Genomic DNA, 24,693 nt, shown 5'->3' with positions numbered 1-24,693 from the left:
GGCCGCGGGGGGTCAGCTCTCCAAAGCCCTCGGAAGACCGTCGGCGACCGGGCGGGTGGCGTCGAGGTGGGCCCAGACGACGAGCCGGTGGCTGCTGCCCCACTCGGGGTCGCAGGTGGTGAGGGTGAGGTAGCGGCCGGGTCCCCCGTACCCCGATCTCCGGGGCACCGGGTCGACGACCCCGACATCGGTGGGGACGGTCCGGTAGGGGCCCCGGTCGATCCGGTACGTGAACCAGGTCGTCCCGTCGGTGAGGACCACCGCGTCGCCGGGACGCAGCCGGGGGAAGTCCTTGAACGGGTCCCCGTGGGTGCGCCGGTGTCCGGCGACGGAGAAGTTGCCGGTGGCGCCGAGGCGGGCGGTGGCCGCGTAGTGGCCGAGGCCCTTGCGCAGGACGGCCGGGCCGGTGCCTTCGAGGACGGGCCACTTCCAGTCCTTGCCGAGCCGGGGGACGTACATGACGGCGAGGCCCTCGCCGGGGGCGTAGGGGGGTGGCCGCACGGCGGGGGACGGTCCTCCGGGGGCGGCGGGAGCGGTCGCGGGGGCGGCGGCCCACTGGCGCTGGAGGGTGTCGATCTGCTCGCCGCCCGCGCCCCGGGCCTGGACCCCGGTCCAGTACAGGACGTACACGACGAAGAGGACGATCAGGGTGCCGACGGTGAGGCACAGCTCGCTGAAGGTCCGTACGACGAGCCGCACGCGCCCTCCCGCTCTTCCCGCCCGCGCCGTGCGGGGCCGTGCCGGGCCGGGGGCGGGGCGTGGGTCAGCTCACCGGCTTGGCCTGGTGGAGGTCCACTGTGCCCGAGTAGCCGGGCAGAGTCATCGCCTTGTGCCCGTCGACTTTCCAGCCGAGCCCGTAGGCCTTCACGTACAGCTGGTACTTCTTGATCGCTTCGGACTCGGCGAGCGCCTCGCTCAGCCTCCCCCGGTCCCCGACGGCGGTGATTCTGTACGGGGGCGAGTAGACGCGGCCCTGGAGGATCAGGGTGTTGCCGACGCAGCGGACGGCGCTGGTGGAGATGAGCCGCTGGTCCATGACCCGGATGCCCTGGGCGCCGCCCTGCCACAGGGCGTTGACGACGGCCTGGAGGTCCTGCTGGTGGATGACGAGGTCGTTGGCCTGCGGTTCGGGGTAGCCGGGGGCCGCCTGGGCGTTCGGCGGGGCGTCGTCGAGGGTGACGGTGAGGCCGGGGCCGGAGATCTCGGTGGTGCCGGCGTTCGTCTCCAGGGCGGCGAGCCTCTCGTCCTCGGCGCGGGTGGAGCCGTCGTCGCGGGCGGCGAGGGAGTCGACCTGGGCGCGCAGGGCGGCGGCGGTCTCGTCGAGGCCCTCGTTCTTGTGGCTGCGTTCCTCGATCAGGTCGGAGAGGCGCAGCAGCGAGGCGTCGGTGCGGATGTTGGTGCCCTTGGCGGTGTTGAAGCTGGTGACGAAGATGAGTCCGGCGAGGGCGAAAACGGCGAGGGTGAGGGCCCGGACGGGCCGCCATCGGGCGGTGCGGCCGGGTCCTTCGGGAGTACCGATGGAATTGCTCAACGTACCCTGATCCCCTTCGGCGCCGCGGAACCACTACGCTAACGGACGCCTGGGGGACGCAGACGTCCTCCTTCGTCACATCCCGGCGCCAGCCACAGTTCCCTGCGCGGTCACGCAGCGCATCGACAGGAGAGTCCCTCGTGCCGAAGTCACGGATCCGCAAGAAGGCCGACTTCACGCCCCCGCCCGCGAAGCAGGCGACCAACATCAAGCTGACCAATCGCAGCTGGGTGGCGCCGGTGATGCTGGCGCTGTTCGCGATCGGTCTGGTGTGGATCGTGGTCTTCTACGTAACCGACGGTTCGATGCCGATCGAGTCGATCCGGAACTGGAACATCGTGGTGGGCTTCGGCTTCATCGCGGCCGGGTTCGGCGTCTCCACCCAGTGGAAGTAGCGGGCCCGCCCGTACGCCGCCGCACCCCCGCACGGCACCGGTCCGTCGGAACGGTCCGCGCGGGGGACGACGGACGGACCGCTCCGACGGTCGCTCGTCAAGTTCTCCCCTGAGCTTATCCACAGCGTTGTGCACAGCACTGGATAACTTCAGAAGATCTGTGGATAACTCGCGCCAAGTTGACGCCGGTATGACCGGAATCACTCTCGCTCGAACGAGTGACGCCCCTCGCCTCCCTGGAAAAAGCCCAGGTCAGAGGCGAGGGGCGCGGCATTTTCCTCCACGGCGGGGATAACCCGCCACGCACTGTGGATAACTCTGGGGAAAGCTCACTGAAAAGCTCATCCAGAGCCCCCAGCACTCAGGTGAGCGCCGCCGAGCGGGCCAGCACGATCCCCAGGTCGATCAGCAGGACCAGGCCACAGGCCCCGTACTGCACGAGGTCACGGCGGGCCCGGGGCGCGTGCACGAGGGCGTACGTCACCAGGAGGCCCGCGACCAGGCCACCGACGTGCGCCTCCCAGGAGATCCCCGGTCGGGTGAATGTCACGAGGAGCGAGAGCGCCACGAAGAGGATCACCGGACGCATGTCGTGCCGACGCCTGCGGGCCAGCACCACCCAGGCGCCGATGAGCCCGTAGACGACCCCGGAGGCACCGAGCGACGGCTGGTTGGGCGCGGCGACGAGATAGGCGAGCGCCGAGCCGGAGAGCCCGGAGAGCAGACACAGCGCGGTGTACCGGATCCGGCCCAGTTCGGGCTCGACGATCCCGCCGATCACCCACAGGCCCATCACGTTGAAGAGGATGTGCCAGACCTCCTGGTGGAGGAAGGCCGAGGTGAGCAGCCGGTACCACTCGCCGTCCGCGACCCCGACGACCTCGCCGAGGAACGGGTTGTACGCGTGCCCGATGAGCACCAGCTGGTCCACCAGCCGCTCGCCGAAGACGAGCACCGCGAGGTAGACGGCGAGGTTGATCCCGATGAGGATCTTGGTGACGAACCGTCCGTCGCCCTCGATCCGGCCGCCCGCCAGCGTCCTCGGGCGGTTGGCGTCGGCGGAGTGGCCGGTGCCCGAGCCGCCGCGCACACAGTCGGGGCACTGGAAGCCGACGGCGGCGGAGATCATGCACGCGGTGCAGATCGGCTTGTCGCAGCGGGTGCAGCGGATACCGGTCTCGGCCTCCGGGTGGCGGTAGCAGCGCGCCGGACCGGCCTGCGGGTCCGTGGAGGGCCGCGGATCCATACGGGGTTCCCGTCCCTTCCGGCTCAGCGCTTCTCGATCACCACGGTGTCGACGACCACGTCCTGGAGCGGCCGCTCGGTGTGCGGGTCGGTCGGCAGGGCCACGACGGCGTCGACCACCTTGCGGCTCTCCTTGTCGACGACCTCGCCGAAGATGGTGTGCTTGCGGTTCAGCCAGGTCGCGGGGGCGACGGTGACGAAGAACTGCGAGCCGTTGGTGCCCGGTCCCGCGTTGGCCATGGCCAGCAGATAGGGCCGGTCGAAGAACAGCTCCGGGTGGAACTCGTCGGCGAAGGAGTACCCCGGGTCGCCGGTGCCGTCGCCGAGCGGGTCGCCGCCCTGGATCATGAACCCCTCGATGACCCGGTGGAAGACCGTGCCGTCGTACAGCGGGTCGGAGGAGACCTTGCCGGTCGCCGGGTGGGTCCACTCGCGCTCGCCGGAGGCGAGTTCGACGAAGTTCCGGACCGTCTTCGGGGCGTGGAACGGCATCAGCCGGACCTCGATGTCGCCCTGGCTGGTCTTGATGATCGCGTACAGCTGCTCGGCCACGGTCGCCTTCCGTCCACGTCGTGTCGTGTCTGCCACGGTCGGGCCGTGTCATGTCACGCCTGTCTCTGGCGTGTCCGATCCTCGCATGACCCGGATGCCCGCCCCACATGCCGGACCTCGCTCCTGCGGGCATGATTTCGAAAAGGATGGAAAGGTGAAAAACCGACATCGCCAGCGGGCGACATCACCACCGAGGAGGAGGAATCCCGTGACCCGCATGGACAGTGTGCGCGCCGCCACAGGTTCGGCGAAGGAGAACGTTCTGCACGCCGCGGAAGTGGTGGCGCCGTACGCAGGCACGGCGAAGGACCAGGCGGCGCACTACGCGCACGAAGCGCGCGTGCTGCTCGCGCCGAAGGTCTCGAAGGCCGCGTGCGTGGCCCGGGAGCAGGCTCGTGCGCAGTACGACGCGTACGTCGCACCGCATGTACCGCCGCGGGTCGACGCGGCCGCACACCGTGCGGCGGTCAAGACCCGCCTGGCCGCGCGACAGGCGGCCGACTACACCGTTCCCCGCGTCGAGCACGCGGTCGCCGCGACCGGTCCCGTCCTGGAGGAGGCCGGGTCGCGTTCCACCGCCGCCTGGGCCGCGCTGCGCGGTCAGGTGACGCCGGGGGACATCCAGAAGATCGTTCGGAAGCACGAGCGCCGGGCCAGGGCCGGACGCCTCGCCAAGGGCCTGGTGGTCCTGGGGCTTCTGGTCGGCGGCGCGTTCGCCGCCTGGAAGTGCTGGGACAAGCAGGCCAACCCCGACTGGCTGGTCGAACCGCCCGCTCCCACCGAGGTGGACGAGGACACCGTCCCGTCGTCGGTGGACGGCAAGGTGGCTTCCCTCGACCCGGAGGCGGAGACCGAGGCGGATGCCGTCGCCGCGGCCGAAGAGGCCGGCGAACACGACGAGCGCCGCTGAGGCCGACGCGTCTCGCGGGGCTTGCGGATCTGGCAGGGCACAGGGGTCTGACGGAGCTTGTGGGTCTGGCTGGGCTGGTGGGACTGGCTTGGCTGGGAGGACTGGACTCTGGCCTGGTGGGCCTGGTGGGCCTGGTGGGCCTGGTGGGCCTGGTGGGCCTGGTGGGCCTGGTCGGCCTGGTCGGCCTGGTCGGGCTGGTCGGGCTGGTCGGGCTGGTCGGGCTGACTGACTTGTAGGTCCGGTCCGGCGCGGTCTGTGGGTCCGGTGGGACGTGGCAGGTCCGGCTCGGTCCGTGGAGCTTGTGGGGCTGGTCGTTCCTGTGGGTCTCGTAGGGCTGAGAAGCCTCGTGGGCCGGAGACTCCTGTCGGGCTCCCGGAGCCACAGGGCTCACGGGTGTCGCAGGTCTCCCGGGTCTCACCGGTCTCGCGGTACCGACGGGTCCTGTCGCCGGGCGGGGAAAACCTGCCTGGCCCACTGGTCCTGCGGTTCCACGGGTCCTACCGAGCTACGGGTCCTACGGGCTAGCGGTCCTACGGGCTACGGAGCCACAGGTCCTGCGGGCCCCCGTGGCCGTGAGGTTCGCGGAGCGACGTACCGAGGGACGCGGCCGGAGAGCCGTACCGGCTGCCGACGGACGTACCGGGTGACGTACCGGGGTGCGTGACGTATGAGAGACGAGCCGTACGCGGAGACTTGTCGTGCGTCGTGCGGAGCAGCCGTGCGGCCGGAAGGCGCGGAAGGACGCGCGCGATCGTCGTCACCGGCGCTACGCGGCGGCGAGCGCCAGCTCGGTCAGCGCGGCGGGCTCGTCGTTCACGGCCGGGGCGCCGGCCGACGAGCGGTGCCGCGCGGCGGGCGAGGACCCGTGGGCCTCGGCGGCGATGCGCTGCTTGAGCGTGGGCGGCAGGGAACGGTCCCCCGCGAGCGTCCACCGGTGCGTCCGCTGCGCCGGTACGGAGGCCTCCGCCCGCCCGCCCGGCGCGGTGGGCGCGGTGGCGACGCGGGCCGGGGCGGTGACCGGCTCCTCGGGCTGGTGGACGGCCTGCGGCTGGGCGGCCGCGGCGGTGCCCGCCAGGCCGACGGAGGAGAGCAGGGCGAAGAGGACGGAGAGGAAGGCGGTCCAGAACTGCTTGACCTTGGCGGTGGCCATGGCCCCTCACTTTCGTGATGTTCTCGGATGGTTCATTTCGGGTTGCGCGCTTTACGTACTTTTCCCATGATGTGGATGCGCTCCCGATGTGCACGGACCGTGGCCGCCGCCGCGCAGTTCTTCCGATGAACACCACCCGTCCGGACCAGCGGGCCGGAACCCGCGGGCCCCGGCGCGGTCAGTTCCGGGAGTTGCCGAACAGGATCCGGTAGGCGATCAGCAGCACCAGGGAGCCGCCGATGGCCGCGCCCCAGGTGGCGGGGTCGTAGAACTGGGTCTGTATCGGACGGTCCAGGAAGGTCGCGGAGAGCCAGCCGCCCAGGAAGGCCCCGGCGACGCCGATGAGGGTGGTGCCGATGAGGCCCCCCGGATCACGTCCGGGCAGGAGGAATTTGGCCACGGCTCCGGCCAGGAGTCCGAGAACGATCCAGCTGATGATGCCCATGGGTGAGCTGCCTTCCGGTGGTGCGGGAGTGGACGGGACCGGGTGCGCGTGAGCACCGGCCCCCGACGCCGACCTGCCCCCGGCCCGCCGCGCGAAACCCTCCGCCGCGCCCTCTCGTACGGGCGGGGAGCCGCCCTATTCTGAGGAGGACCGACGGGGGAAGGGGAGCGGATGAACTGGGTCTGGTTGGTTCTCATCCTGTTCTGGACGGGGGGCTTCGCATGGGCGGCGGACAACGTCCGCACCGCGCTGCGCCACCGCCACGAACGCAGGATGGAGGTCCTGGAGGCGGCGAAGCAGGAGCGTCTGGCGCTGGAGGCCACCCACCGCACGCCCGAACCGGTCTGCGGATGCACCCACCACCTGGCCAAACACGACAAGCAGGGCCGGTGCCATGAGCGGGTCGAGGTGCCGACCGCCTGGGACGAGCACCGCAGGCCGGTGCGGTACGAGGCCGGACCGTGCAACTGCCAGCAGTACATCGGCCCGCAGCCGCTGTCCCAGGTGTACGCGGAGGAACTGACGGACCGCGCCTGAACACCGGCCGGGGGGGGGGGGGGGGGGGGCGCCCCCCCCCCCCCCCCCCCCCCCCCCCCCCCCCGCCGCCGCCCGCCCCCCCCCCCCCCCCCCCCCCCCCCCACGACCGTGAGCACGACCGGCGGGAAGACCGAGAAGACCCCTCCGGCCTGTGGAGAACACCGGCCGGAGGGGTCTTGTCACGTGGAGCCCAGGGGAGTCGAACCCGAGATCGTTATCTTCCTGACCTGCCATTTCAAGGAAAACTAGGGCAACTGACCCTGTTTTCATCCTTCTGAAGCCCGCTCGGCCCGCCTCCACCCAGGATTCGTGCTGACACGTCAGCACCCCCACTCAAGCCGTTGCACAGGCAACTCGTGGAGTTCAGAGGCTTACTTATCGATTCACTGAGGTGACGGCGAACTTCGTGCCGGCAAGCAACTCGCCCGCCTGTGTCTCGGCCCACCCGGCGAGGAGCCTCGGCTCTGTTGCGAGCAGGGAAAGCAGATCAGCAATATCGTCAGGGCTCGGCGTAGTGGGAAGCGCGCAGTGGAGAACGGGTTCTCCCGTGGCACTGCTGTACTCGTCCTCCCCCTCCTCATCCGGGTTGTCAGGCTCCCAACGGCAGATCTCAACGCCCCATCCACCGCCGTCTCCCTCTTCTGGATCAGGAGCGCGGACAGTCAAGAAAAGGTGGTCCTCGTCGAACGGCTCAGCGAAGACCTCGGGGTACTCGACCGAGAAGATCCCGGAATCGGCCTCCACGGCCAAACTCCGCTCGAAGGCAGTGACCAGCAGCCGCAGGTTCGCCACGGCGGCCGCGCGCTGTTCATCGGTGAGACCTTCCTCCTGCCGGTCCATCTGCCTTCGTGACCTGTTGGTAAGCAGCAGGGAGCCGCCACCATAGGGCACGAAGGGCTGCTCGTGATCCCAGCTGCGACTGTTCTCTTCCGGTACGGACACTGCCTCCGTGTAGTCGGCGAGTGCGTCGCGTAGCTCGCGTGCTTCCGTCTCGAGTTCCTTCTCGACGGCGAGCCGGACCGGCTGCGGGACGGCGGCAAGAGCGTCGTCCAGATCAGTCAGGGCCTGATGGAGCTCCAGGCAGACCGACTCGTACCACAGGCTGTGCACGCCGGTGAGAAGATCGGCACGCGCTGCTCGATCAGTGAGCGCTGCCAAGTGGTTCACGGGATAGTTGGCTACCTGGCCTTCGCGTTGATCGAAGATGCTGACCGGAACGGTGGCGAGAGCCGAGATGCGGTTGAGCGCATCGACGACCGGAGCTGCGAGATCCGGGCTCTCAAGGCTTGTCACAGTCGACGACACGACATCGTCCCCGCTCCGATGCACGGCCAGGATCTGCGTCTTGCCACGGTTGGCATGCTGACAGTAGATGGTCACAGAGGCACCTTTCGGCTACCAGGACGCAAGCGCCCCGCAGCCAAAGACTTGAACGTGGAGGGAGGCGGTGGCGAGGGTTCGTTCCGACGCTCCGTGCCCCAGAGAGATCAGCGGTTGCTCAGGTCCCGTCCCGAGCTCCATGCCTGTCTTCACGCTAGCCAAAGTCCACAGACCTCGGCAACCTAAACCTCGATGATGCACTGCAACGCCGTTCCCCTCCAGAGGAGATGGCGCGGATGTGTCCGCTGAATGCCGGTGAGCCATGGGGCATTAGGCACGGCATCTTCCAGGTATGTAATCTGCGACGAGTGACATCCATCTGGTACGCGCCTCATACTGCGACGAGCCGGACCCGGTCACCGCAGAGCTTGGTCATGTCGTCGATGTCGGATGTCAGCATGACCACTGGACGCTGTTGCCGCAGGGCGGTCTCGGCAACGGCCGCGTCAATGGCGTACTTGTGACCGTGCAGGCCGGCCCCGATCAACAGGGCCGAGGCAGCCTTCGCCTCTTCATCCCCCACCGGGATCACACGTAGGCCGGACAGCAGCCAACTCAGCCGGGCTTTGTTCGTTCGGGCATGGACGGCCTCGATGATGGTGAGCGCGCAGATCACCACCTCCATGCCACGCGAGCGCGCCTCCGCGACGAGGGCCACCACAGTCTCGTCATCGGCAAGCAACCGGGACAGTCCCTCGCTGTCCAGGACGAGTGTCCCCTCGTGAGTCAGCTTGCGGCGGGCCATTGGTCTTCCTCGGCGAACACCTCGTCGAACACCTGCCGCGCCTGCTGCCGCGCCTGCTCGGAGACCTGCCCGTTGCGGCTCTCGTAGTCGGCCAGGTACTCGTCCAGCACCTGTCCCCTCAGCTCCCGCTCTACGGCCGCGGCAATGAAAGCTGAGAACTCCCGCTTACCCACCCGGGCCCGGATCGCCTCCGCGGTCCCCTCAGGCAGAGACAGGCTGACTCGAGTCGCCGGCCCTTCACCGATGCTGTACGTCACCTCAGACATGACTCCATTGTGTCAAACGAGTAGGAAACTGGAAAGCCGTTCGCCCTCAGGGGATCAATCGGGGGAGCGAGAGCCACTCCAAGCCTCGCAACCACAGGCCACCACGGGCCACGTCAGCATCACAGCGCTGACACGTCAGCACGTTAAATAGGGACAAAAAGACCCCCCCTGGTAGCGTTTCCGCAGGCCAGAGGGGTCTTTCCGGGGTGGAGCCTAGGGGAGTCGAACCCCTGACATCTGCCATGCAAAGACAGCGCTCTACCAACTGAGCTAAGGCCCCGGAACGGGAACAGCGTACCGGGTCCCCCCCCATGTCCGGCAAAAGGATAGGACTCCCGGTCCACGACCACGCTCCGTAAGATGCTGAGCGAGGTTCGCGGTGGCGAACCGCAGGGATGGGGAGTAAGTCATGGACGCAGCGCAGCAGGAAGCCACGGCCAGAGCCAGAGAGCTTCAGCGCAGTTGGTACGGGGAGCCGCTGGGGGCGCTCTTCCGTCGGCTGATCGACGACCTCGGGCTCAATCAGGCCAGGCTCGCGGCCGTCCTGGGGCTCTCCGCGCCCATGCTGTCCCAGCTGATGAGCGGCCAGCGGGCCAAGATCGGCAACCCGGCCGTCGTCCAGCGCGTCCAGGCCCTCCAGGAACTCGCCGTCCAGGTCGCCGACGGCAGTGTCAGCGCCGCCGAGGCCGCCGACCGGATGGACGAGGTCAAGAAGTCGCAGGGCGGTTCCGTCCTCACCGGCGCCACCCAGCCCACCAACGGCTCCGGCGCGCCGACCGTGCGCCGGGTGGTCCGCGAGATCCAGTCGCTGCTGCGCTCCGTAGCGGCGGCGGGCGACATCATCGACGCCGCCGACTCCCTCGCCCCGGCCCACCCGGAACTGGCGGAGTTCCTCCGGGTGTACGGCGCGGGCCGCACGGCGGACGCCGTCGCCCACTACGAGTCGCACCAGAACTAGGACGTCCGGCGGCACCACCGACGGACGGCGCGACGGGCAGCGGGCGCAGCCCGACGGGTGAGGTCTTCGTCGGCCGGTACGAGCCGGTCGACCCGGCCGGGCGGGGGTCGTGCAGGGCCGGCGGGGGTCGAGCAGGGGGCCGGGCGGGGCAGCGCGGGCGCCGTCCGGCGCGCCTGGGACCACCGGCGCCGCCGCTGCCTGGCGGTGGCGGCCAAGGTGCCGCTCCGGACCGACGCGCAGGCGCCGCTCCGCCTCGCCGTCCGCGAGCGGGCGCTGCGGATCGACCACCCGCCACCCGTACGTCCCCGTCCCGGCCGACTGGGCCGTCGACGACGAGGTCCTGTTCACCATGGACCTCGCCGCCGGTCGCTCCCTCGCGCCCGTCGTCCGCGCTCTCGGCCCGCCGCCGCCCGCACGACCACGGCGCACCATGTCGTGGGCACGCCCGGACATCTCGCGCCCGAGCAGCGCCTCGGTGCCGGACCCCGGCTTCACCGCGCCCGGGAACGGCGAGGCGCGGTCGAGATCCGCGACCAACTGGGCCCCCGCCGCCGGGTTTCCGCCAGGAGGGCCCCGAGAGCCCCGCAGCCGCCACGACAGCGCCTCCAGCCACTCCTGCCGCCCCACAGCCTCCGTGGGCCCCACAAACCCCTGTGAAGCCCCGCGCGCCCCATGACCGCCCGACCCGACCGCCCCGCTCAGCCCGGCGCGTACCCACCCGCTCAGCTCGGGCGCGCGCCCCGGCGTGCCGGCAGGGTCCACCGCCGAGGCCGAGCAGCAGGGCCGTACTCCTCCACGACCGCCCGGTTCAGCGTGACCGCCGGGTGGCACCAGCTCGCCGAGCGCATCCCGCCGGTGACATCGACACTTCACACAAGCAACGAAAATTCGCTTGGGCAAAGCAAAGCCCCGGCCCGCTCACGCGCGGCCGGGGCTTCACCCTCAGACGTTCTTCGACTCAGACACCGGAACCTGCGGGCACGGAGTCGGTCGCCTCCGTCCACAGGTCCTGCTCGGCGCGATCCGCCTGGATCTGGCGGTACACGAGGAGCCCGCCGATGGCGGCCAGTGCGACCAGGAGAAGCTTCTTCACCGCGCGACCTCGTCCTTCGTTGGCGTAGGGGACTTCTGACGCCCACTCTACACATCGACCGATACCGATCGGTGACCTGTGCGAGGTTCAAACCTCCGACCATGCCCGGACAAACAGATCGACCCGGACGGAGTACCGTCCGGGTCGATCGTCACTGTGGGGCTAACAGGATTTGAACCTGTGGCCTCATCCTTATCAGGGATGCGCTCTAACCAACTGAGCTATAGCCCCGCCGCGCTCTGCGGAGTATGTCCCGCGCGCTGACTCCTGAAGATTAGCGCACGTGGGGGCCAGTCCCAAAATCCGTTCCCGGGCCGGCCCCGCACGCCCTACTCGTCCTCGGCGAGCGTCAGCTCCACACCGCCCACGAAGCCCGCCGACAGGTTGTAGATGAACGCTCCCAGCGTCGCCAGGGCGGTCATCAGCACCACGTCGATCACCGCGATCACCGAGGTGAACATCAGCACCCTCGGCAGCGACAGGAACGACTGCAGGTCGAAGCCGTTGGACTCGTTCGAGCCCGTCGCCTCGCTGATCGTGCCGCCGACCGTGGAGAAGACGCCCATGGCGTCCATGACCATCCACAGCACGGCCGCCGCGACGACCGTGCAGATGCCCAGCGCGATGGAGAGCAGGAAGCTCACCTTCATCACCGACCACGGATCGGCCTTCGCCACCCGCAGCCGCGCCTTGCGCGTCCGGGGCGTCGTACGCGCCCCGGTACGCGGCCGGCGCACGGCACCGGTCCCCGCCTGCTGGCCGCCCGGCGCCGAAGCGCCGTACGCCTGCGGCGGATGGTAGGGCCCCGCCGGCTGCGCACCCGTGCGCTCACCGGGCAGCGGCCCGTTGTAGGTCTCGTACGGGGGCTGCTGCCCCCGAGTGTCCGTCACCGCAACCCCCTGGGAGTCCGTGGCGGAGCCACGGGCGCCGTTCGCTCCAGCACCAGCAGAAGCTCCGGCAGCCGCCGATCCGGCGCCCGTGGCTCCACTCACGCTCTCACTCCTCGTGCTCCCCTGCCGAGGGCTCCGTGCCCTCGACTGTCCCGGTCTCGACCACCACGGTCTCGACCACCGTGTCCTCGGACGCCTCCAGGGCCTCGTCGGACTCGTCCACCTCGTCGTCACCGCTCGCCTCGGCGTTGCGCGCGATGCCGACGACGGCGTCACGCTTGCCCAGGTTGATCAGCTGGACGCCCATGGTGTCACGGCCGGTCTCCCTGACTTCGCTGACTCGCGTACGGATCACACCACCGGACAGCGTGATGGCGAGGATCTCGTCCGTCTCCTCGACCACCAGCGCGCCCACGAGCGAACCCCGGTCCTCCACGATCTTGGCAGCCTTGATGCCGAGGCCGCCACGACCCTGGACGCGGTACTCGTCGACGGCGGTGCGCTTCGCGTAGCCGCCGTCGGTCGCGGTGAAGACGAACGTACCGGGCCTGACGACATTCATCGAGAGCAGCTCGTCGTCCTCGCGGAAACTCATCCCCTTGACGCCCGAGGTGGCGCGCCCCATCGGACGCAGCGCGTCGTCCGTGGCGGTGAAGCGGATCGACTGCGCCTTCTTGCTGACGAGCAGCAGATCGTCCTCGGCGGAGACCAGCTCGGCGCCGATCAGCTCGTCGTCCGCGCCGTTCTCGGTCTCGCGCAGGTTGATCGCGATGACACCGCCGGAGCGCGGCGAGTCGTAGTCCTTCAGCGCGGTCTTCTTCACCAGACCGGCCTTGGTCGCGAGCACCAGGTACGGCGCGGCCTCGTAGTCGCGGATCGCCAGGATCTGCGCGATCTGCTCGTCCGGCTGGAAGGCCAGCAGGTTGGCGACGTGCTGGCCGCGGGCGTCCCGGCCCGCGTCGGGCAGCTCGTACGCCTTCACGCGGTAGACCCGGCCCTTGTTCGTGAAGAACAGCAGCCAGTGGTGGGTGGTGGAGACGAAGAAGTGGTCAACGATGTCGTCCTGCTTCAGCTTCGTCCCGCGCACGCCCTTGCCCCCGCGCTTCTGCGAGCGGTAGTCCTCGGTCTTCGTCCGCTTCACGTAGCCACCGCGCGAGATGGTGACGACGATGTCCTCCTCGGCGATCAGGTCCTCGATGGACATGTCACCGTCGAAGGGCACGAGCTTGGACCGGCGGTCGTCGCCGAACCTCTCGACGAGCGCGGCCAGCTCCTCGCTGACGATCGAGCGCTGGCGCTCCGGGGAGGCCAGGATCGCGTTGTACTCGTTGATCTTCGCCTGGAGCTCGTCGTGCTCGGCGACGATCTTCTGGCGCTCCAGGGCGGCGAGCCTGCGGAGCTGCATCTCCAGGATCGCGTTGGCCTGGATCTCGTCGATCCGGAGCAGCTCCATCAGGCCGCCGCGGGCGATCTCGACGGTGTCGCTGCGCCGGATGAGCGCGATGACCTCGTCGATCGCGTCGAGCGCCTTGAGCAGACCGCGCAGGATGTGGGCGCGCTCCTCGGCCTTGCGCAGCCGGAAGCGCGTCCGGCGCACGATGACCTCGATCTGGTGCGTCACCCAGTGGCGGATGAACGCGTCGAGCGAGAGGGTGCGCGGCACGCCGTCGACGAGCGCCAGCATGTTGGCGCCGAAGTTCGTCTGGAGATCGGTGTGCTTGTACAGGTTGTTGAGGACGACCTTGGCGACGGCGTCGCGCTTGAGCACGATCACCAGGCGCTGGCCGGTCCGGGACGAGGTCTCGTCGCGGACGTCGGCGATGCCGCCGACCTTGCCGTCCTTGACCAGGTCGGCGATCTTCTGCGCGAGGTTGTCCGGGTTGGTCTGGTACGGCAGCTCCGTGACCACCAGACACTGGCGGTTCTGGATCTCCTCGACCTCGACGACCGCGCGCATCGTGATGGAGCCGCGACCGGTGCGGTACGCCTCCTCGATGCCCTTGCGGCCGACGACGAGCGCGCCGGTGGGGAAGTCCGGGCCCTTGATCCGCTCGATCAGGGCGTCGAGGAGTTCCTCGTGGCTGGCCTCGGGGTGCTCCAGGGCCCACTGGGCACCGGCCGCGACCTCGCGCAGGTTGTGCGGCGGGATGTTGGTGGCCATGCCGACGGCGATGCCCGCGGAGCCGTTGACCAGCAGGTTCGGGAACCGGGCCGGGAGGACCGTGGGTTCCTTGTTGCGGCCGTCGTAGTTGTCCGTGAAGTCGACGGTCTCCTCGTCGATGTCGCGGAGCATCTCCATCGACAGCGGCGCCATCTTGCACTCGGTGTAGCGCATGGCGGCGGCCGGGTCGTTGCCCGGTGAGCCGAAGTTGCCGTTGGAGTCGACGAGCGGCATCCGCATCGACCAGGGCTGGGCGAGCCGGACGAGCGCGTCGTAGATCGAGGAGTCGCCGTGCGGGTGGTACGTACCCATGACGTCACCGACGACGCGGGCGCACTTGTAGAAGCCCTTCTCGGGCCGGTAGCCGCCGTCGTACATCGCGTACAGCACGCGCCGGTGGACGGGCTTGAGGCCGTCCCGTACGTCGGGCAGCGCGCGGGACACGATGACGGACATCGCGTAGTCGAGGTACGAGCGCTGCATCTCGGTCTCGAGCCCGACGGGCTCGATCCGCATGACGGGTTCCTGCTCTTCGGTGGTGCCGGTGGGCGTGGTTTCGTCGGCCATTGCTGGTCGTCAGTCCTTTCGTACGGTCAGCGGGGACCGACTCAGATGTCGAGGAAGCGAACGTCCTTGGCGTTGCGCTGGATGAACGAACGGCGTGCCTCGACGTCCTCACCCATGAGGACCGAGAAGAGGTCGTCGGCCTGGGCCGCGTCGTCCAGGGTGACCTGGCCGAGGACGCGGTGCTCGACGTCCATGGTGGTGACGCGCAGCTCCTCGGCGTTCATCTCGCCGAGACCCTTGAAGCGCTGGATCGAGTCTTCCTTGATCCGCTTGCCGTTCTGCTTGCCCAGCTCGACGAGCGCGTCCCGCTCCCGGTCCGAGTAGGCGTACTCGAAGTCGTCCCGGCCCCACTTGATCTTGTAGAGCGGCGGGCGGGAGAGGTAGACGTGCCCGGCCTCGACCAGCGGCCGCATGAAGCGGAAGAGGAAGGTCAGGAGCAGGGTGTTGATGTGCTGGCCGTCGACGTCGGCGTCCGCCATCAGGATGATCTTGTGATAGCGGAGCTTCTCGATGTCGAAGTCCTCGTGCACCCCGGTGCCGAAGGCGCTGATCAGCGCCTGGACCTCGGTGTTCTGCAGGATCTTGTCGATCCGCGCCTTCTCGACGTTCAGGATCTTGCCGCGGATGGGCAGGATGGCCTGGTACATCGGGTTGCGGCCGGACTTGGCCGAACCACCGGCGGAGTCGCCCTCGACGATGAAGATCTCGCACTTGGACGGGTCGTTCGACTGGCAGTCGGAGAGCTTGCCCGGCAGCGACGCCGACTCCAGGAGGCCCTTGCGGCGGGTCAGGTCGCGCGCCTTGCGCGCGGCCACGCGCGCGGTGGCGGCCTGGATCGACTTGCGGATGATGTCCGCGGCCTCGATCGGGTTGCGGTCGAGCCAGTCGTTGAGGTGCTCGTAGACCGCGCGCTGCACGAAGGTCTTGGCCTCCGTGTTGCCCAGCTTGGTCTTGGTCTGGCCCTCGAACTGCGGCTCGCTCAGCTTGACCGAGATGATCGCCGTCAGGCCCTCGCGGATGTCGTCGCCCGTGAGGTTGTCGTCCTTCTCGCGGAGCAGCTTCTTGTCGCGCGCGTACTTGTTGATCAGCGAGGTCAGCGCCGCCCGGAAGCCCTCCTCGTGCGTGCCGCCCTCGTGGGTGTGGATGATGTTGGCGAAGGAGTACACGCCCTCGCTGTAGCCGCTGTTCCACTGCATCGCGACCTCGAGGGACAGGCTCTTCTCCTTGTCCTCCGCCTCCAGGTCGATCACCGTGGGGTGGATCAGCTCGCCCTTGCGCGAGTTGAGGTACTTCACGAAGTCGACGATGCCGCCCTCGTAGTGGTACTTCACCGTGCGGGCGGCGGGCTCAGCGGCCTCCGTGCCGGGGACGTCCGCCCCGACCGTGGCCTTCGCCGACTCGCGCTCGTCCGTGAGCGTCAGGGTGAGGCCCTTGTTCAGGAAGGCCATCTCCTGGAAGCGGCGCGCGAGCGTCTCGAAGGAGTACTCGGTCGTCTCGAAGATGTCCGGGTCGGCCCAGAAGGTGACCGAGGTACCGGTCTCCTCGGTCGCCTCGTGCTGGACGAGCGGGGCGGTCGGTACGCCCATCGCGTACTCCTGCGTCCAGCGGTGACCGTCCGTCTTGATCTCGACGGCGATCCTCGTGGACAGGGCGTTCACGACCGACACACCGACACCGTGCAGACCGCCGGAGACGGCGTAACCGCCGCCGCCGAACTTGCCGCCCGCGTGCAGCACGGTCAGCACGACCTCGACGGCCGGCTTGCCCTCGGAGGCCACGATGCCCACCGGGATGCCGCGGCCGTTGTCGATCACGCGGACGCCGCCGTCGGGCAGGATCGTCACGTCGATGGTGTCGGCGTGACCGGCCAGGGCTTCGTCGACCGAGTTGTCGACGACCTCCTGCACCATGTGGTGCAGACCGCGCTCGCCGGTCGAGCCGATGTACATGCCGGGGCGCTTGCGCACGGCATCCAGGCCTTCGAGGACCTGGATGTTGTTGGCGGTGTACTGGTTGTTCTCGTTGGGGTCGCCGGAATCGGCCACGAAGCGCCCTTTCTGGCACAGCACAGGCCGATCTCCGGGCATACGGGAGCCGGCTGCGTCGTTCGACATTTCCGCGGGGTGGCGGGATTACCTTCCAGTCTACCGGTAGCGCCGACACTCATGGGGGTTTGCCGGTACCTGAGTCCGCATGTGCCGCCCTGAGTGGGAGCAAGACGACTCCCCATATCCGGACAGGGGCTCCAGAGCCCCCTGACGGCCACCCAGCGCTTCGGGCCGATGTCTCGCTGTGGGCATCCGGCCCGCCGTGTCACGGGCATGTGCCCGCAGGAGCGGAACGGACGGGCGGGGGCCCGACGGCACCGCCGGGCGGCGGGGCGGGGTGCGGCGGAATCGGGACATCCGCACGGGCGCGCGTGTACGAGCGCCCCCGCGCGGGCACGGGGGCGCGGGGGCGGACATGGGGGGCGCGAGGGCGCGGGGTCGTACGGCGGCCGGAGCCGTGGTGCCGGAGGCCGTCCGCGGAGGAGGCGGGTGCGGGCGGGGCGGACGCACGACGGCGGGCCACACGGTGGGCGCCCGCGAGGGAGGGGCGGCCCGGCGTGAGGACGGCCACGGCGTGAGGACGGCCCGAGGTGGGACCGGTCCTGGGCGACGGGCGACACGAGGTGAGGGGCACTCCGGTGGCGGCGATCCGGCGATCCGGTGGGCCTGGTCGTGCGAAGACGACTCGCCCGAAGGCGGTTCGGGTGAGGTCAGCTCGCCCGAAGGCAGTTCGGGTGACGTCAGTCCGGGCGAGGGCAGCTCGTGTGAGGGCGCACACACTGTCGGTGGGCGCGCGACGCACGCCCCCTTCGCCGCGCTCGGCGCCCCGCGCCCCCGCCTCGCGGGAGGGCGTCTCTACCCGTACGTGTCCCCGGGCCCGACGCTGCCGGGTGCCCTGAGCGGTCCGTAACCGCGCCGGGGCGCGCCGGGGCCGAGCACCTTGATCACTCGTACCGTGCCGTGTCCCAGGTCCTCGTTGAGGCGGGCGACCAGGCGGGGGGCGAGCAGCCGCAGCTGGGTCGCCCAGGCGGTCGAGTCGCACTGGACGGTCAGCACGCGCGCGTCCGGCTCGTCGTCGAACTTCAGCGGTACGCAGTGCTTGGCCAGGTCCTCGCCGACGATCTGCGGCCACCGTCCCATGACCCCGCCGACGGCGGCTGGCGTCTCCCAGCCCCGCTCGGTGATCAGCCGGTTGATCGCGGCGCCGAGCGCCATCGGGTCACGCCCGTCGGCGCGCGCGCCGGAGCGCAGTCCGCCCCCGCGCCGGGCCTGCTTCTTCTGCTGGGCGGCAGCGCCCCGCGCCTTCGCCTGTTCCTTGGCGGCCCGCAGGGCGACCCTGGCGAGGTCCACCCCGGAGGATTCGGGGACGGCGGGCCTGTCCACAGGCTGTGGGGAACCCTCACTCATGTCCGCTCGACCGTCCCGCCCGCCACCGTGTAGCGCGCCCCGGCGAGGACACCCGGCACGTCGTCGTCGACGGCCGCGGTGACGAGGACCTGCTCACCGCCCGCCACCAGTTCCGCGAGGCGTTCGCGCCGCCGGGCGTCCAGTTCGGCGAAGACGTCGTCGAGGACGAGGACCGGCTCGTTGCCCTCGCTCCGCAGCAGGTCGTACGAGGCGAGCCGGAGCGCCAGCGCGTACGACCAGGACTCGCCGTGGCTCGCGTATCCCTTGGCGGGCAGGTCGCCGAGCCTGAGGAGCAGTTCGTCGCGGTGCGGACCGACCAGGGTGACGCCCCGCTCGACCTCCTGCTTGCGCACCTCGCCCAGGGCCGCGAGCACCTGTTCGTACAGCTCCTCGCGGGTGTGCCCGGTGCCGGGCGCGGACGGCCGGTACTCCAGGAGCAGCGGTCCCCCGCCGGGTGCCAGCTGCTCGTACGCCTTGTCCGCGAGCGGCTGGAGTACGGAGATCAGGTCGAGCCGCTGGGCGAGCAGCTCGGCCCCGGCGCGGGCCAGGTGCTGGTCCCAGACGTCGAGCGTCGACAGGTCCATGCCGCGGCCGCCGTGTCTGCGGGCCATCGCCGCCGACTTCAGGAGCGTGTTGCGCTGCTTGAGCACGCGCTCGTAGTCGGAGCGCACGCCCGCCATGCGCGGCGTGCGCGCCGTGATGAGTTCGTCGAGGAAGCGCCGGCGCTCGCCCGGGTCGCCCTTCACCAGGGCCAGGTCTTCCGGCGCGAACAGCACGGTCCGCAGGATGCCGACCACGTCACGCGGTCTGACCTGCGAGGACCTGTTGATACGGGCGCGGTTGGCGCGGCCCGGGTTGAGTTCGAGCTCGATCAGCTGGGAGCGCTCGCCCTGGGTGACGGCGGCGCGCACGACGGCGCGCTCGGCGCCCATCCGCACCAGCGGGGCGTCGGAGGCGACGCGGTGGCTGGACAGGGTCGCGAGATAGCCGACGGCCTCGACCAGATTGGTCTTGCCCTGGCCGTTGGCGCCCACGAAAGCGGTGACGCCCGGGTCGAGCGGAACCTCGACCCGGGCGTACGAGCGGAAGTCGGCCAGCGAGAGATGCGTGACGTGCATGGTTGGGCGCCGACCTTCCCCCGACAGCTGTGCACCACCGGGTGCACAGCCTGTGGACTACTTCTTGGACTCGACCGCGTGGCCACCGAACTGGTTGCGCAGCGCCGCGATCATCTTCATCTGCGGGGAGTCGTCCTGCCGCGAGGCGAACCGCGCGAACAGCGAGGCGGTGATCGCCGGGAGCGGCACCGCGTTGTCGATGGCCGCCTCGACGGTCCACCGGCCTTCGCCGGAGTCCTGGGCGTAGCCCCGGAGCGCGTCCAGGTGCTCGTCCTCGTCCAGCGCGTTCACCGCGAGGTCGAGCAGCCAGGAACGGATGACCGTGCCCTCCTGCCAGGAGCGGAAGACCTCGCGCACATCGGTGACGGAGTCGACCTTCTCCAGGAGCTCCCAGCCCTCGGCGTAGGCCTGCATCATGGCGTACTCGATGCCGTTGTGGACCATCTTGGCGAAGTGGCCCGCGCCGACCTTGCCCGCGTGCACCGAGCCGAACTCGCCCTCGGGCTTGAGGGCGTCGAAGATCGGCTGGACCCTCGCCACGTCCTCGGCGGAGCCGCCGTACATCAGCGCGTAGCCGTTCTCCAGGCCCCAGACGCCGCCGGAGACACCGCAGTCGACGAAGCCGATGCCCTTGGCCGCCAGCTCCTCGGCGTGCTTCTCGTCGTCGGTCCAGCGGGAGTTGCCGCCGTCCACGACGATGTCGCCGGGGGAGAGCAGTTCGGCCAGTTCGTCGATGGTGGACTGGGTCGCGGCACCGGCCGGGACCATCACCCACACGACGCGCGGACCCTTGAGCTTGCCCACAAGCTCTTCCAGGCTGTGGACATCGGCGAGGTCCGGGTTGCGGTCGTATCCGATGACGGTGTGGCCTGCGCGGCGGATGCGCTCGCGCATGTTGCCGCCCATCTTGCCGAGACCGACGAGACCGAGCTCCATCAGAGATTCCTTAAGCGTCGTGTGCGGTTCGTACCCGTGTCCGAGCCTACGCCCGGACACGGGTGCACACCTGTGGGGTCAGCCGCTCAGGCGAAGCCCCGTACGGGGCGCCCGGCCGGAGGGCCGGGCCGGTCCACGGACGGCCTCCGGGGCGACCCCCGGGCCCGGGGTCAGCCGGAGAGGCGCACCGGCATGATCAGGTACTTGTACGCCTCGTCCGCCTCGGCGTCCACGGCCGCCCTGCCGCTGAGCAGCGCGGGCTTGGTGGAGGTCGTGAAGGAGAGCTGGGCGACCGGGGAGTCGATCGCGCTCAGACCGTCGAGCAGGAAGGTCGGGTTGAAGGCGATCGAGATGTCGTCGCCGTCCAGCTTTGCGTCGACCCGCTCCACAGCCTGTGCGTCGTCGCTGGAACCGGCCTCCAGGATCAGCACTCCCTGCTCGAAGCTCAGTCGCACCGGGGTGTTGCGCTCGGCGACCAGGGCCACGCGCTTGACGGCCTCGACGAACGGCGCGGTCTCGATCACGGCGACCGAATTGAACTCGGTCGGGAAGAGCGTCCGGTACTTCGGCAGGTCGCCCTCGAGCAGCCGGGTGGTGGTGCGGCGGCCCGCGCCCTCGAAGCCGATGAGGCCCTCGCCCTTGCCGGAGCCGGAGAGCGCCAGGGTGACCGTGTCACCGCTGGTGAGCGCCTTCGCGGTGTCCAGGAGGGTCTTCGCGGGCACCAGGGCCACGGCGGAGGCGTCCGGGGACTCCGGCTTCCACAGGAACTCGCGGACCGCGAAGCGGTAGCGGTCGGTGGAGGCCAGGGTGACGGTGTCGCCCTCGATCTCGATGCGCACACCGGTGAGGACGGGCAGCGTGTCGTCACGGCCGGCGGCGATGGCCACCTGCGCGGCGGCGGAGGCGAAGACCTCACCCGGGACGGTGCCGGTGGCGGTCGGCATCTCGGGCAGCGCCGGGTACTCCTCCACGGGCAGGGTGTGGAGGGTGAAGCGGGAGGAGCCGCAGACCACGGTCGCCCGGACGCCGTCGGTGGAGATCTCCACCGGGCGGTTGGGGAGGGCGCGGCAGATGTCGGCGAGCAGACGGCCGGAGACCAGGACGGTGCCGTCCTCCTCGACCTCCGCGCCGACGGAGACCCGGGCCGAGACCTCGTAGTCGAAGCTGGAGAAGCTCAGCGCGCCGTCCTCGGCCTTCAGCAGAAGGCCCGCGAGCACGGGCGCCGGCGGACGGGCCGGAAGGCTGCGGGCCACCCAGGCCACCGCCTCCGCGAGTACATCGCGCTCCACCCGGATCTTCACCGGAACCGCCTCCTGCTGTTGCTGGCTCTTCGTCGACTGCGAGAACCAGTCTGACGTACGCCGCCGACACTCGGCGCTGCTCGGGGTCAAGTCGGGTCGAGCAGGCGTCCGAGCTCCGGCGGTGAGTTGTGCACAGGCCCCACTTCGAAGCGGATTCCTAGCTAACTCTAAGTAGGAGTAGTAGTAGGGCCTGTGGAAACGGTGGATAACCCCGTATTCGCAGGTCAGACCCTGTTTTTTGTCCACCGCGCCTGTGGGTGGAGCCGGTGGAAAACCCGGTGTCTCTGTGGACACCCGAAAGTTCTGCACAGGCCATGCACAGGCGACGGGGAGTTCTCCCCAGCGATGTCCCCAGCTTTACCCAGGTTCCCCACAGCCCAACCGTCCACCTCGGTGTGACGGCTTTCACTCGGGGCGGTGACCATGGCCGTTTTGTTGCCGAACAGTGGACAGGGGTGTGGAGAAGCTGTGGGCAACGGGCCGCTGCCTGTGGGTTGCCGGTGGACAACCTTCGGGGCCTCCTGTGGACGAAGATTTTATCCACAGCCTGTGGAGATCTTTTATGCACAATTCCACAGGGTGCTGACCTGGTGTGATGGTCTGTCACCAGCCAGGCCTGTGGACACGATCCGGATAACTTCGTAGTCCCCACCCTGTGGACGGGAGATCATCCCCCAATCTGTGGAGAACCTGCCACCGGAACGGCCTAATCGAACAGCCCGGGGCCGCGGCGACTGTCCGTGCACACCCGCGTACGGCCCCGCAGGTGCTCCGGAAGGCTCCGAGGACGGGCTCGGAGCCTTCCGGAGAGGGCCCAGGAGGGTCTGGAACGGTTCTGGAGAGGGTGTGGGGAGGGTTCTGAGAGGGGCCTGAGAGGGTGCGGGGAGCGTCAGGGGGCGACTCGGGCACTGCTTCAGAGGCCGAACCGGGACACCTCTCGGCACGGGATCCAGGGCCCTTCGGCCGCCCGGCCTGTTCCGGCTTGTTACAGCCTGTCCCGTCCGAGCCTTCCTCTCTGAGCCTTCCCGCCCGACCCTTCCCGTCCGGGGCCGAGTGGCCCGGGCCCGGACGCTCGTCCCCTGGCTCCGACGGCGTACGGGACAAGGCCCGGGAACGGCGAAGGACGCCCCGGAACATGTCCCGGGGCGCCCTTGGGCCAGGCGGTCCTGCCGCCCGCCCGTCAGCCGTTCTTGATGCGGTTGGTCAGCTCGGTGACCTGGTTGTAGATGGAGCGGCGCTCCGCCATCAGCGCGCGGATCTTCCGGTCCGCGTGCATCACCGTCGTATGGTCACGCCCGCCGAACTGCGCGCCGATCTTCGGCAGCGACAGGTCCGTCAGCTCCCGGCACAGGTACATGGCGATCTGCCGGGCCGTCACCAGGACGCGGCTGCGCGACGATCCGCACAGGTCCTCCACCGTGAGCCCGAAGTAGTCGGCCGTGGCCGCCATGATCGCCGGTGCGGTGATCTCCGGCGACGAGTCGTCGTCGCCCGGGATGAGGTCCTTGAGGACGATCTCGGTCAGGCCCAGGTCGACCGGCTGCCGGTTGAGGCTCGCGAAGGCGGTCACCCGGATCAGCGCGCCCTCCAGTTCCCGGATGTTCCGCGAGATCCGGGAGGCGATGAACTCCAGCACCTCCGGCGGGGCGTTCAGCTGCTCCTGCACCGCCTTCTTCCGGAGGATCGCGATCCGGGTCTCCAGCTCCGGCGGCTGCACATCGGTGGTGAGGCCCCACTCGAAGCGGTTGCGGAGCCGGTCCTCCAGGGTCACCAGCTGCCGGGGCGGCCGGTCGGAGGAGAGCACGATCTGCTTGTTCGCGTTGTGCAGGGTGTTGAAGGTGTGGAAGAACTCCTCCTGCGTCGACTCCTTGCTCGCGAGGAACTGGATGTCGTCGACGAGCAGGATGTCCACATCGCGGTAGCGCTTCCGGAAAGCGTCGCCCTTGCCGTCCCGGATCGAGTTGATGAACTCGTTGGTGAACTCCTCCGAGCTCACGTACCGCACGCGCGTGCCCGGGTAGAGGCTCCGCGCGTAGTGCCCGATCGCGTGCAGCAGGTGCGTCTTGCCGAGACCCGACTCCCCGTAGATGAAAAGCGGGTTGTACGCCTTCGCCGGCGCCTCCGCGACCGCGACGGCGGCCGCGTGCGCGAACCGGTTCGAGGAACCGATCACGAAGGTGTCGAAGAGGTACCGGGGGTTCAGCCGCGCGTGCTGCTCGCCCGGCGCGCCCGTGCCCTGCCCGGTGGAGGAGGAACCCGGGCCCGGCACGGGACCGCCCTGCCGGGGGCCGGGGCGGGCGCCGTGGCCCTGCGGGTCGGGCAGCTCGGAGCGCTCGGGGCGCTGCGGCTCGTAGCCCCGGGACGGCTCGTCGTAGCGCGGCTGCCGGGACTGCTCAGGCCCGGTGTACGGGGCGCGCTCCTGGTAGCCGCCGAGCCGCGGCTGCTGCCAGGACAGGTCCTCCTGGGTCCGCGGCCAGGCGCCGGGGTCGGGCCGCTGCTGCCCGTAGTCCGGGTAGGCCGGGCGCGCGGTGGGCAGCCCGTCGTCGGGCATCGGCCGGTGCCCGTAGCCGTCGTACGTCTCCGACTGCCCGCGCTCGTCGTACCGGGACTGCTGCGGCTGCTGCGCCGGGGGAGCGGGCGGCACCGGCTCGCCGACCGACTCGTCGACGGTGATCGCGATCCGGATCGGCCTGCCGCACTCATGGCTGAGGGTCTCGCTGATCAGCGGGGCCAGACGGCCCTCCAGGACGCGCTTGCCCCATTCGTTGGGGACGGCGAGCAGCGCCGTGTCGGCGACCAGGGCGAGCGGCTGGCACCGTTCGATCCACTGCTTGTCCTTGGGCTCGATCCCCTGCTGGCCCTCGGCGAGGAGACGCTCCAGGACGCGTGGCCACACTGCGGCAAGATCGGCAGGTACGTCAGCCACAGGGCACGCTTTCTCGCAGGTCCCACGATGGTGTGGTTCTCGGGGACGGTGGGTCGGTGTCCGTGAGGACGGGTCCGTGAGGACAGGAGAGGACAGAACGGAAAAGATTGTGGAGTCTGTCCAAGGTAGTCG

Annotated in this window: 23 protein-coding genes, 2 tRNA genes and 1 pseudogene; 6 read left to right on the top strand and 20 right to left on the bottom strand. The window is 69.7% G+C overall.

Annotated elements, in window-relative coordinates:
• Positions 1 to 12: 12 nt before the first annotated feature.
• Positions 13 to 699 carry a class E sortase gene (locus ACIRQY_RS14385; RefSeq protein WP_403925147.1) on the bottom strand — a complete coding sequence of 229 codons (687 nt, stop codon included), beginning with the start codon at positions 697 to 699 and terminating at the stop codon, positions 13 to 15.
• A gap of 64 nt (positions 700 to 763) precedes the next feature.
• Positions 764 to 1,531, bottom strand: a complete 768-nt coding sequence (locus tag ACIRQY_RS14380; RefSeq protein ID WP_403925144.1) for a DUF881 domain-containing protein — start codon at positions 1,529 to 1,531, stop codon at positions 764 to 766.
• A 140-nt stretch (positions 1,532 to 1,671) separates the two neighbouring features.
• On the opposite strand from ACIRQY_RS14380, the gene crgA reads away from it, so the two are divergent.
• Entirely contained in the window at positions 1,672 to 1,926 is a 255-nt protein-coding gene (gene crgA / locus ACIRQY_RS14375) for a cell division protein CrgA (protein ID WP_306329356.1), read from the top strand.
• A 361-nt stretch (positions 1,927 to 2,287) separates the two neighbouring features.
• Here the strand turns inward: crgA and ACIRQY_RS14370 are convergent, their stop codons facing one another.
• Together ACIRQY_RS14370 and ACIRQY_RS14365 are read right to left on the bottom strand one after the other, a co-directional pair.
• Positions 2,288 to 3,172, bottom strand: a complete 885-nt coding sequence (locus tag ACIRQY_RS14370; RefSeq protein WP_351783350.1) for a rhomboid family intramembrane serine protease — start codon at positions 3,170 to 3,172, stop codon at positions 2,288 to 2,290.
• Positions 3,173 to 3,195: 23 nt separating this feature from the next.
• Entirely contained in the window at positions 3,196 to 3,723 is a 528-nt protein-coding gene (locus tag ACIRQY_RS14365; protein ID WP_384853650.1) for a peptidylprolyl isomerase, read from the bottom strand.
• 208 nt (positions 3,724 to 3,931) lie between these two features.
• On the opposite strand from ACIRQY_RS14365, the gene ACIRQY_RS14360 reads away from it, so the two are divergent.
• Positions 3,932 to 4,633, top strand: a complete 702-nt coding sequence (locus ACIRQY_RS14360; protein WP_351783346.1) for a DUF5324 family protein — start codon at positions 3,932 to 3,934, stop codon at positions 4,631 to 4,633.
• A 57-nt stretch (positions 4,634 to 4,690) separates the two neighbouring features.
• Positions 4,691 to 4,858 (top strand): hypothetical protein, encoded by a 168-nt coding sequence (locus tag ACIRQY_RS14355; protein WP_403925139.1) that lies wholly within the window; start codon positions 4,691 to 4,693, stop codon positions 4,856 to 4,858.
• Between the two features lie 541 nt (positions 4,859 to 5,399).
• On the opposite strand, the gene ACIRQY_RS14350 is transcribed toward ACIRQY_RS14355, so the two are convergent.
• Both ACIRQY_RS14350 and ACIRQY_RS14345 read right to left on the bottom strand, forming a co-directional pair.
• Entirely contained in the window at positions 5,400 to 5,783 is a 384-nt protein-coding gene (locus ACIRQY_RS14350) for a DUF6344 domain-containing protein (RefSeq protein ID WP_351783344.1), read from the bottom strand.
• A 178-nt stretch (positions 5,784 to 5,961) separates the two neighbouring features.
• Positions 5,962 to 6,228 (bottom strand): GlsB/YeaQ/YmgE family stress response membrane protein, encoded by a 267-nt coding sequence (locus ACIRQY_RS14345; protein WP_351783342.1) that lies wholly within the window; start codon positions 6,226 to 6,228, stop codon positions 5,962 to 5,964.
• Between the two features lie 171 nt (positions 6,229 to 6,399).
• Here ACIRQY_RS14345 and ACIRQY_RS14340 point away from each other — a divergent pair, with 171 nt between their 5' ends.
• Positions 6,400 to 6,765: a hypothetical protein gene (locus ACIRQY_RS14340; RefSeq protein WP_351783340.1), complete on the top strand. Its 366-nt coding sequence runs from the start codon at positions 6,400 to 6,402 to the stop codon at positions 6,763 to 6,765.
• Positions 6,766 to 7,140: 375 nt separating this feature from the next.
• Here ACIRQY_RS14340 and ACIRQY_RS14335 read toward each other — a convergent pair whose 3' ends face one another.
• The 4 genes from ACIRQY_RS14335 to ACIRQY_RS14320 form a co-directional block, all read right to left on the bottom strand.
• On the bottom strand, positions 7,141 to 8,145 hold the full coding sequence (locus ACIRQY_RS14335; protein WP_403925134.1) for a hypothetical protein: 1,005 nt from the start codon (positions 8,143 to 8,145) through the stop codon (positions 7,141 to 7,143).
• 331 nt (positions 8,146 to 8,476) lie between these two features.
• The gene (locus tag ACIRQY_RS14330; protein WP_403925131.1) at positions 8,477 to 8,890 is read right to left on the bottom strand and encodes a PIN domain-containing protein; all 414 of its coding nucleotides are present in this window, start codon (positions 8,888 to 8,890) and stop codon (positions 8,477 to 8,479) included.
• On the bottom strand, positions 8,872 to 9,156 hold the full coding sequence (locus ACIRQY_RS14325) for a hypothetical protein (protein ID WP_351783334.1): 285 nt from the start codon (positions 9,154 to 9,156) through the stop codon (positions 8,872 to 8,874). Before ACIRQY_RS14325 ends, ACIRQY_RS14330 begins: the two co-directional genes overlap by 19 nt.
• A 207-nt stretch (positions 9,157 to 9,363) precedes the next feature.
• Positions 9,364 to 9,436: transfer RNA gene (locus ACIRQY_RS14320), tRNA-Ala, on the bottom strand.
• A 129-nt stretch (positions 9,437 to 9,565) separates the two neighbouring features.
• Between ACIRQY_RS14320 and ACIRQY_RS14315 the strand changes: the two genes are divergently transcribed.
• Positions 9,566 to 10,114, top strand: a complete 549-nt coding sequence (locus ACIRQY_RS14315) for a DNA-binding protein (RefSeq protein WP_351783332.1) — start codon at positions 9,566 to 9,568, stop codon at positions 10,112 to 10,114.
• Between the two features lie 56 nt (positions 10,115 to 10,170).
• Positions 10,171 to 10,526 (top strand): annotated as a pseudogene (locus ACIRQY_RS14310) (hypothetical protein); the annotation flags it as partial.
• A 546-nt stretch (positions 10,527 to 11,072) separates the two neighbouring features.
• Here the strand turns inward: ACIRQY_RS14310 and ACIRQY_RS14305 are convergent.
• The 10 genes from ACIRQY_RS14305 to dnaA form a co-directional block, all read right to left on the bottom strand.
• Positions 11,073 to 11,207, bottom strand: coding sequence for a DLW-39 family protein (locus ACIRQY_RS14305; protein ID WP_003958712.1), 135 nt, complete (start codon positions 11,205 to 11,207; stop codon positions 11,073 to 11,075).
• A 157-nt stretch (positions 11,208 to 11,364) separates the two neighbouring features.
• A tRNA-Ile gene (locus tag ACIRQY_RS14300) sits at positions 11,365 to 11,438 on the bottom strand.
• 98 nt (positions 11,439 to 11,536) lie between these two features.
• Positions 11,537 to 12,199 (bottom strand): DUF3566 domain-containing protein, encoded by a 663-nt coding sequence (locus tag ACIRQY_RS14295; RefSeq protein WP_403925127.1) that lies wholly within the window; start codon positions 12,197 to 12,199, stop codon positions 11,537 to 11,539.
• A 4-nt stretch (positions 12,200 to 12,203) separates the two neighbouring features.
• Positions 12,204 to 14,825 (bottom strand): DNA gyrase subunit A, encoded by a 2,622-nt coding sequence (gyrA, locus tag ACIRQY_RS14290; protein WP_403925124.1) that lies wholly within the window; start codon positions 14,823 to 14,825, stop codon positions 12,204 to 12,206.
• Between the two features lie 41 nt (positions 14,826 to 14,866).
• On the bottom strand, positions 14,867 to 16,894 hold the full coding sequence (gene gyrB / locus ACIRQY_RS14285) for a DNA topoisomerase (ATP-hydrolyzing) subunit B (protein ID WP_351783326.1): 2,028 nt from the start codon (positions 16,892 to 16,894) through the stop codon (positions 14,867 to 14,869).
• Positions 16,895 to 17,728: 834 nt separating this feature from the next.
• Entirely contained in the window at positions 17,729 to 18,280 is a 552-nt protein-coding gene (locus ACIRQY_RS14280) for a DciA family protein (protein ID WP_351783324.1), read from the bottom strand.
• On the bottom strand, positions 18,277 to 19,398 hold the full coding sequence (gene recF / locus ACIRQY_RS14275) for a DNA replication/repair protein RecF (RefSeq protein WP_351783322.1): 1,122 nt from the start codon (positions 19,396 to 19,398) through the stop codon (positions 18,277 to 18,279). The genes ACIRQY_RS14280 and recF overlap by 4 nt, the downstream gene beginning before the upstream one ends.
• Before the next feature lie 57 nt (positions 19,399 to 19,455).
• On the bottom strand, positions 19,456 to 20,334 hold the full coding sequence (gene gnd / locus ACIRQY_RS14270) for a phosphogluconate dehydrogenase (NAD(+)-dependent, decarboxylating) (RefSeq protein ID WP_351783320.1): 879 nt from the start codon (positions 20,332 to 20,334) through the stop codon (positions 19,456 to 19,458).
• A 170-nt stretch (positions 20,335 to 20,504) separates the two neighbouring features.
• On the bottom strand, positions 20,505 to 21,635 hold the full coding sequence (gene dnaN / locus ACIRQY_RS14265) for a DNA polymerase III subunit beta (RefSeq protein ID WP_403925118.1): 1,131 nt from the start codon (positions 21,633 to 21,635) through the stop codon (positions 20,505 to 20,507).
• A gap of 1,180 nt (positions 21,636 to 22,815) precedes the next feature.
• On the bottom strand, positions 22,816 to 24,561 hold the full coding sequence (gene dnaA / locus ACIRQY_RS14260) for a chromosomal replication initiator protein DnaA (protein WP_351783316.1): 1,746 nt from the start codon (positions 24,559 to 24,561) through the stop codon (positions 22,816 to 22,818).
• Positions 24,562 to 24,693 lie beyond the last annotated feature (132 nt).

Source organism: Streptomyces sp. NPDC101490, from assembly GCF_044767145.1.
In the GTDB taxonomy this organism is placed as follows: domain Bacteria; phylum Actinomycetota; class Actinomycetes; order Streptomycetales; family Streptomycetaceae; genus Streptomyces.
Note: the sequence above shows the minus strand (reverse complement) of the source record. Positions and strands in the feature narration are given on the sequence as shown.

What these genes read in the sequence shown, in the direction of transcription:
- ACIRQY_RS14340 (WP_351783340.1), top strand. Translation starts at nt 6,400, where the DNA reads ATGAACTGGGTCTGGTTGGTTCTCATCCTGTTCTGGACGGGGGGCTTC.
- ACIRQY_RS14350 (WP_351783344.1), bottom strand. Translation starts at nt 5,783, where the DNA reads ATGGCCACCGCCAAGGTCAAGCAGTTCTGGACCGCCTTCCTCTCCGTC.
- ACIRQY_RS14325 (WP_351783334.1), bottom strand. Translation starts at nt 9,156, where the DNA reads ATGTCTGAGGTGACGTACAGCATCGGTGAAGGGCCGGCGACTCGAGTC.
- recF (WP_351783322.1), bottom strand. Translation starts at nt 19,398, where the DNA reads ATGCACGTCACGCATCTCTCGCTGGCCGACTTCCGCTCGTACGCCCGG.
- gyrA (WP_403925124.1), bottom strand. Translation starts at nt 14,825, where the DNA reads ATGGCCGACGAAACCACGCCCACCGGCACCACCGAAGAGCAGGAACCC.
- ACIRQY_RS14280 (WP_351783324.1), bottom strand. Translation starts at nt 18,280, where the DNA reads ATGAGTGAGGGTTCCCCACAGCCTGTGGACAGGCCCGCCGTCCCCGAA.
- ACIRQY_RS14345 (WP_351783342.1), bottom strand. Translation starts at nt 6,228, where the DNA reads ATGGGCATCATCAGCTGGATCGTTCTCGGACTCCTGGCCGGAGCCGTG.
- ACIRQY_RS14370 (WP_351783350.1), bottom strand. Translation starts at nt 3,172, where the DNA reads ATGGATCCGCGGCCCTCCACGGACCCGCAGGCCGGTCCGGCGCGCTGC.
- ACIRQY_RS14315 (WP_351783332.1), top strand. Translation starts at nt 9,566, where the DNA reads ATGGACGCAGCGCAGCAGGAAGCCACGGCCAGAGCCAGAGAGCTTCAG.
- ACIRQY_RS14330 (WP_403925131.1), bottom strand. Translation starts at nt 8,890, where the DNA reads ATGGCCCGCCGCAAGCTGACTCACGAGGGGACACTCGTCCTGGACAGC.
- gnd (WP_351783320.1), bottom strand. Translation starts at nt 20,334, where the DNA reads ATGGAGCTCGGTCTCGTCGGTCTCGGCAAGATGGGCGGCAACATGCGC.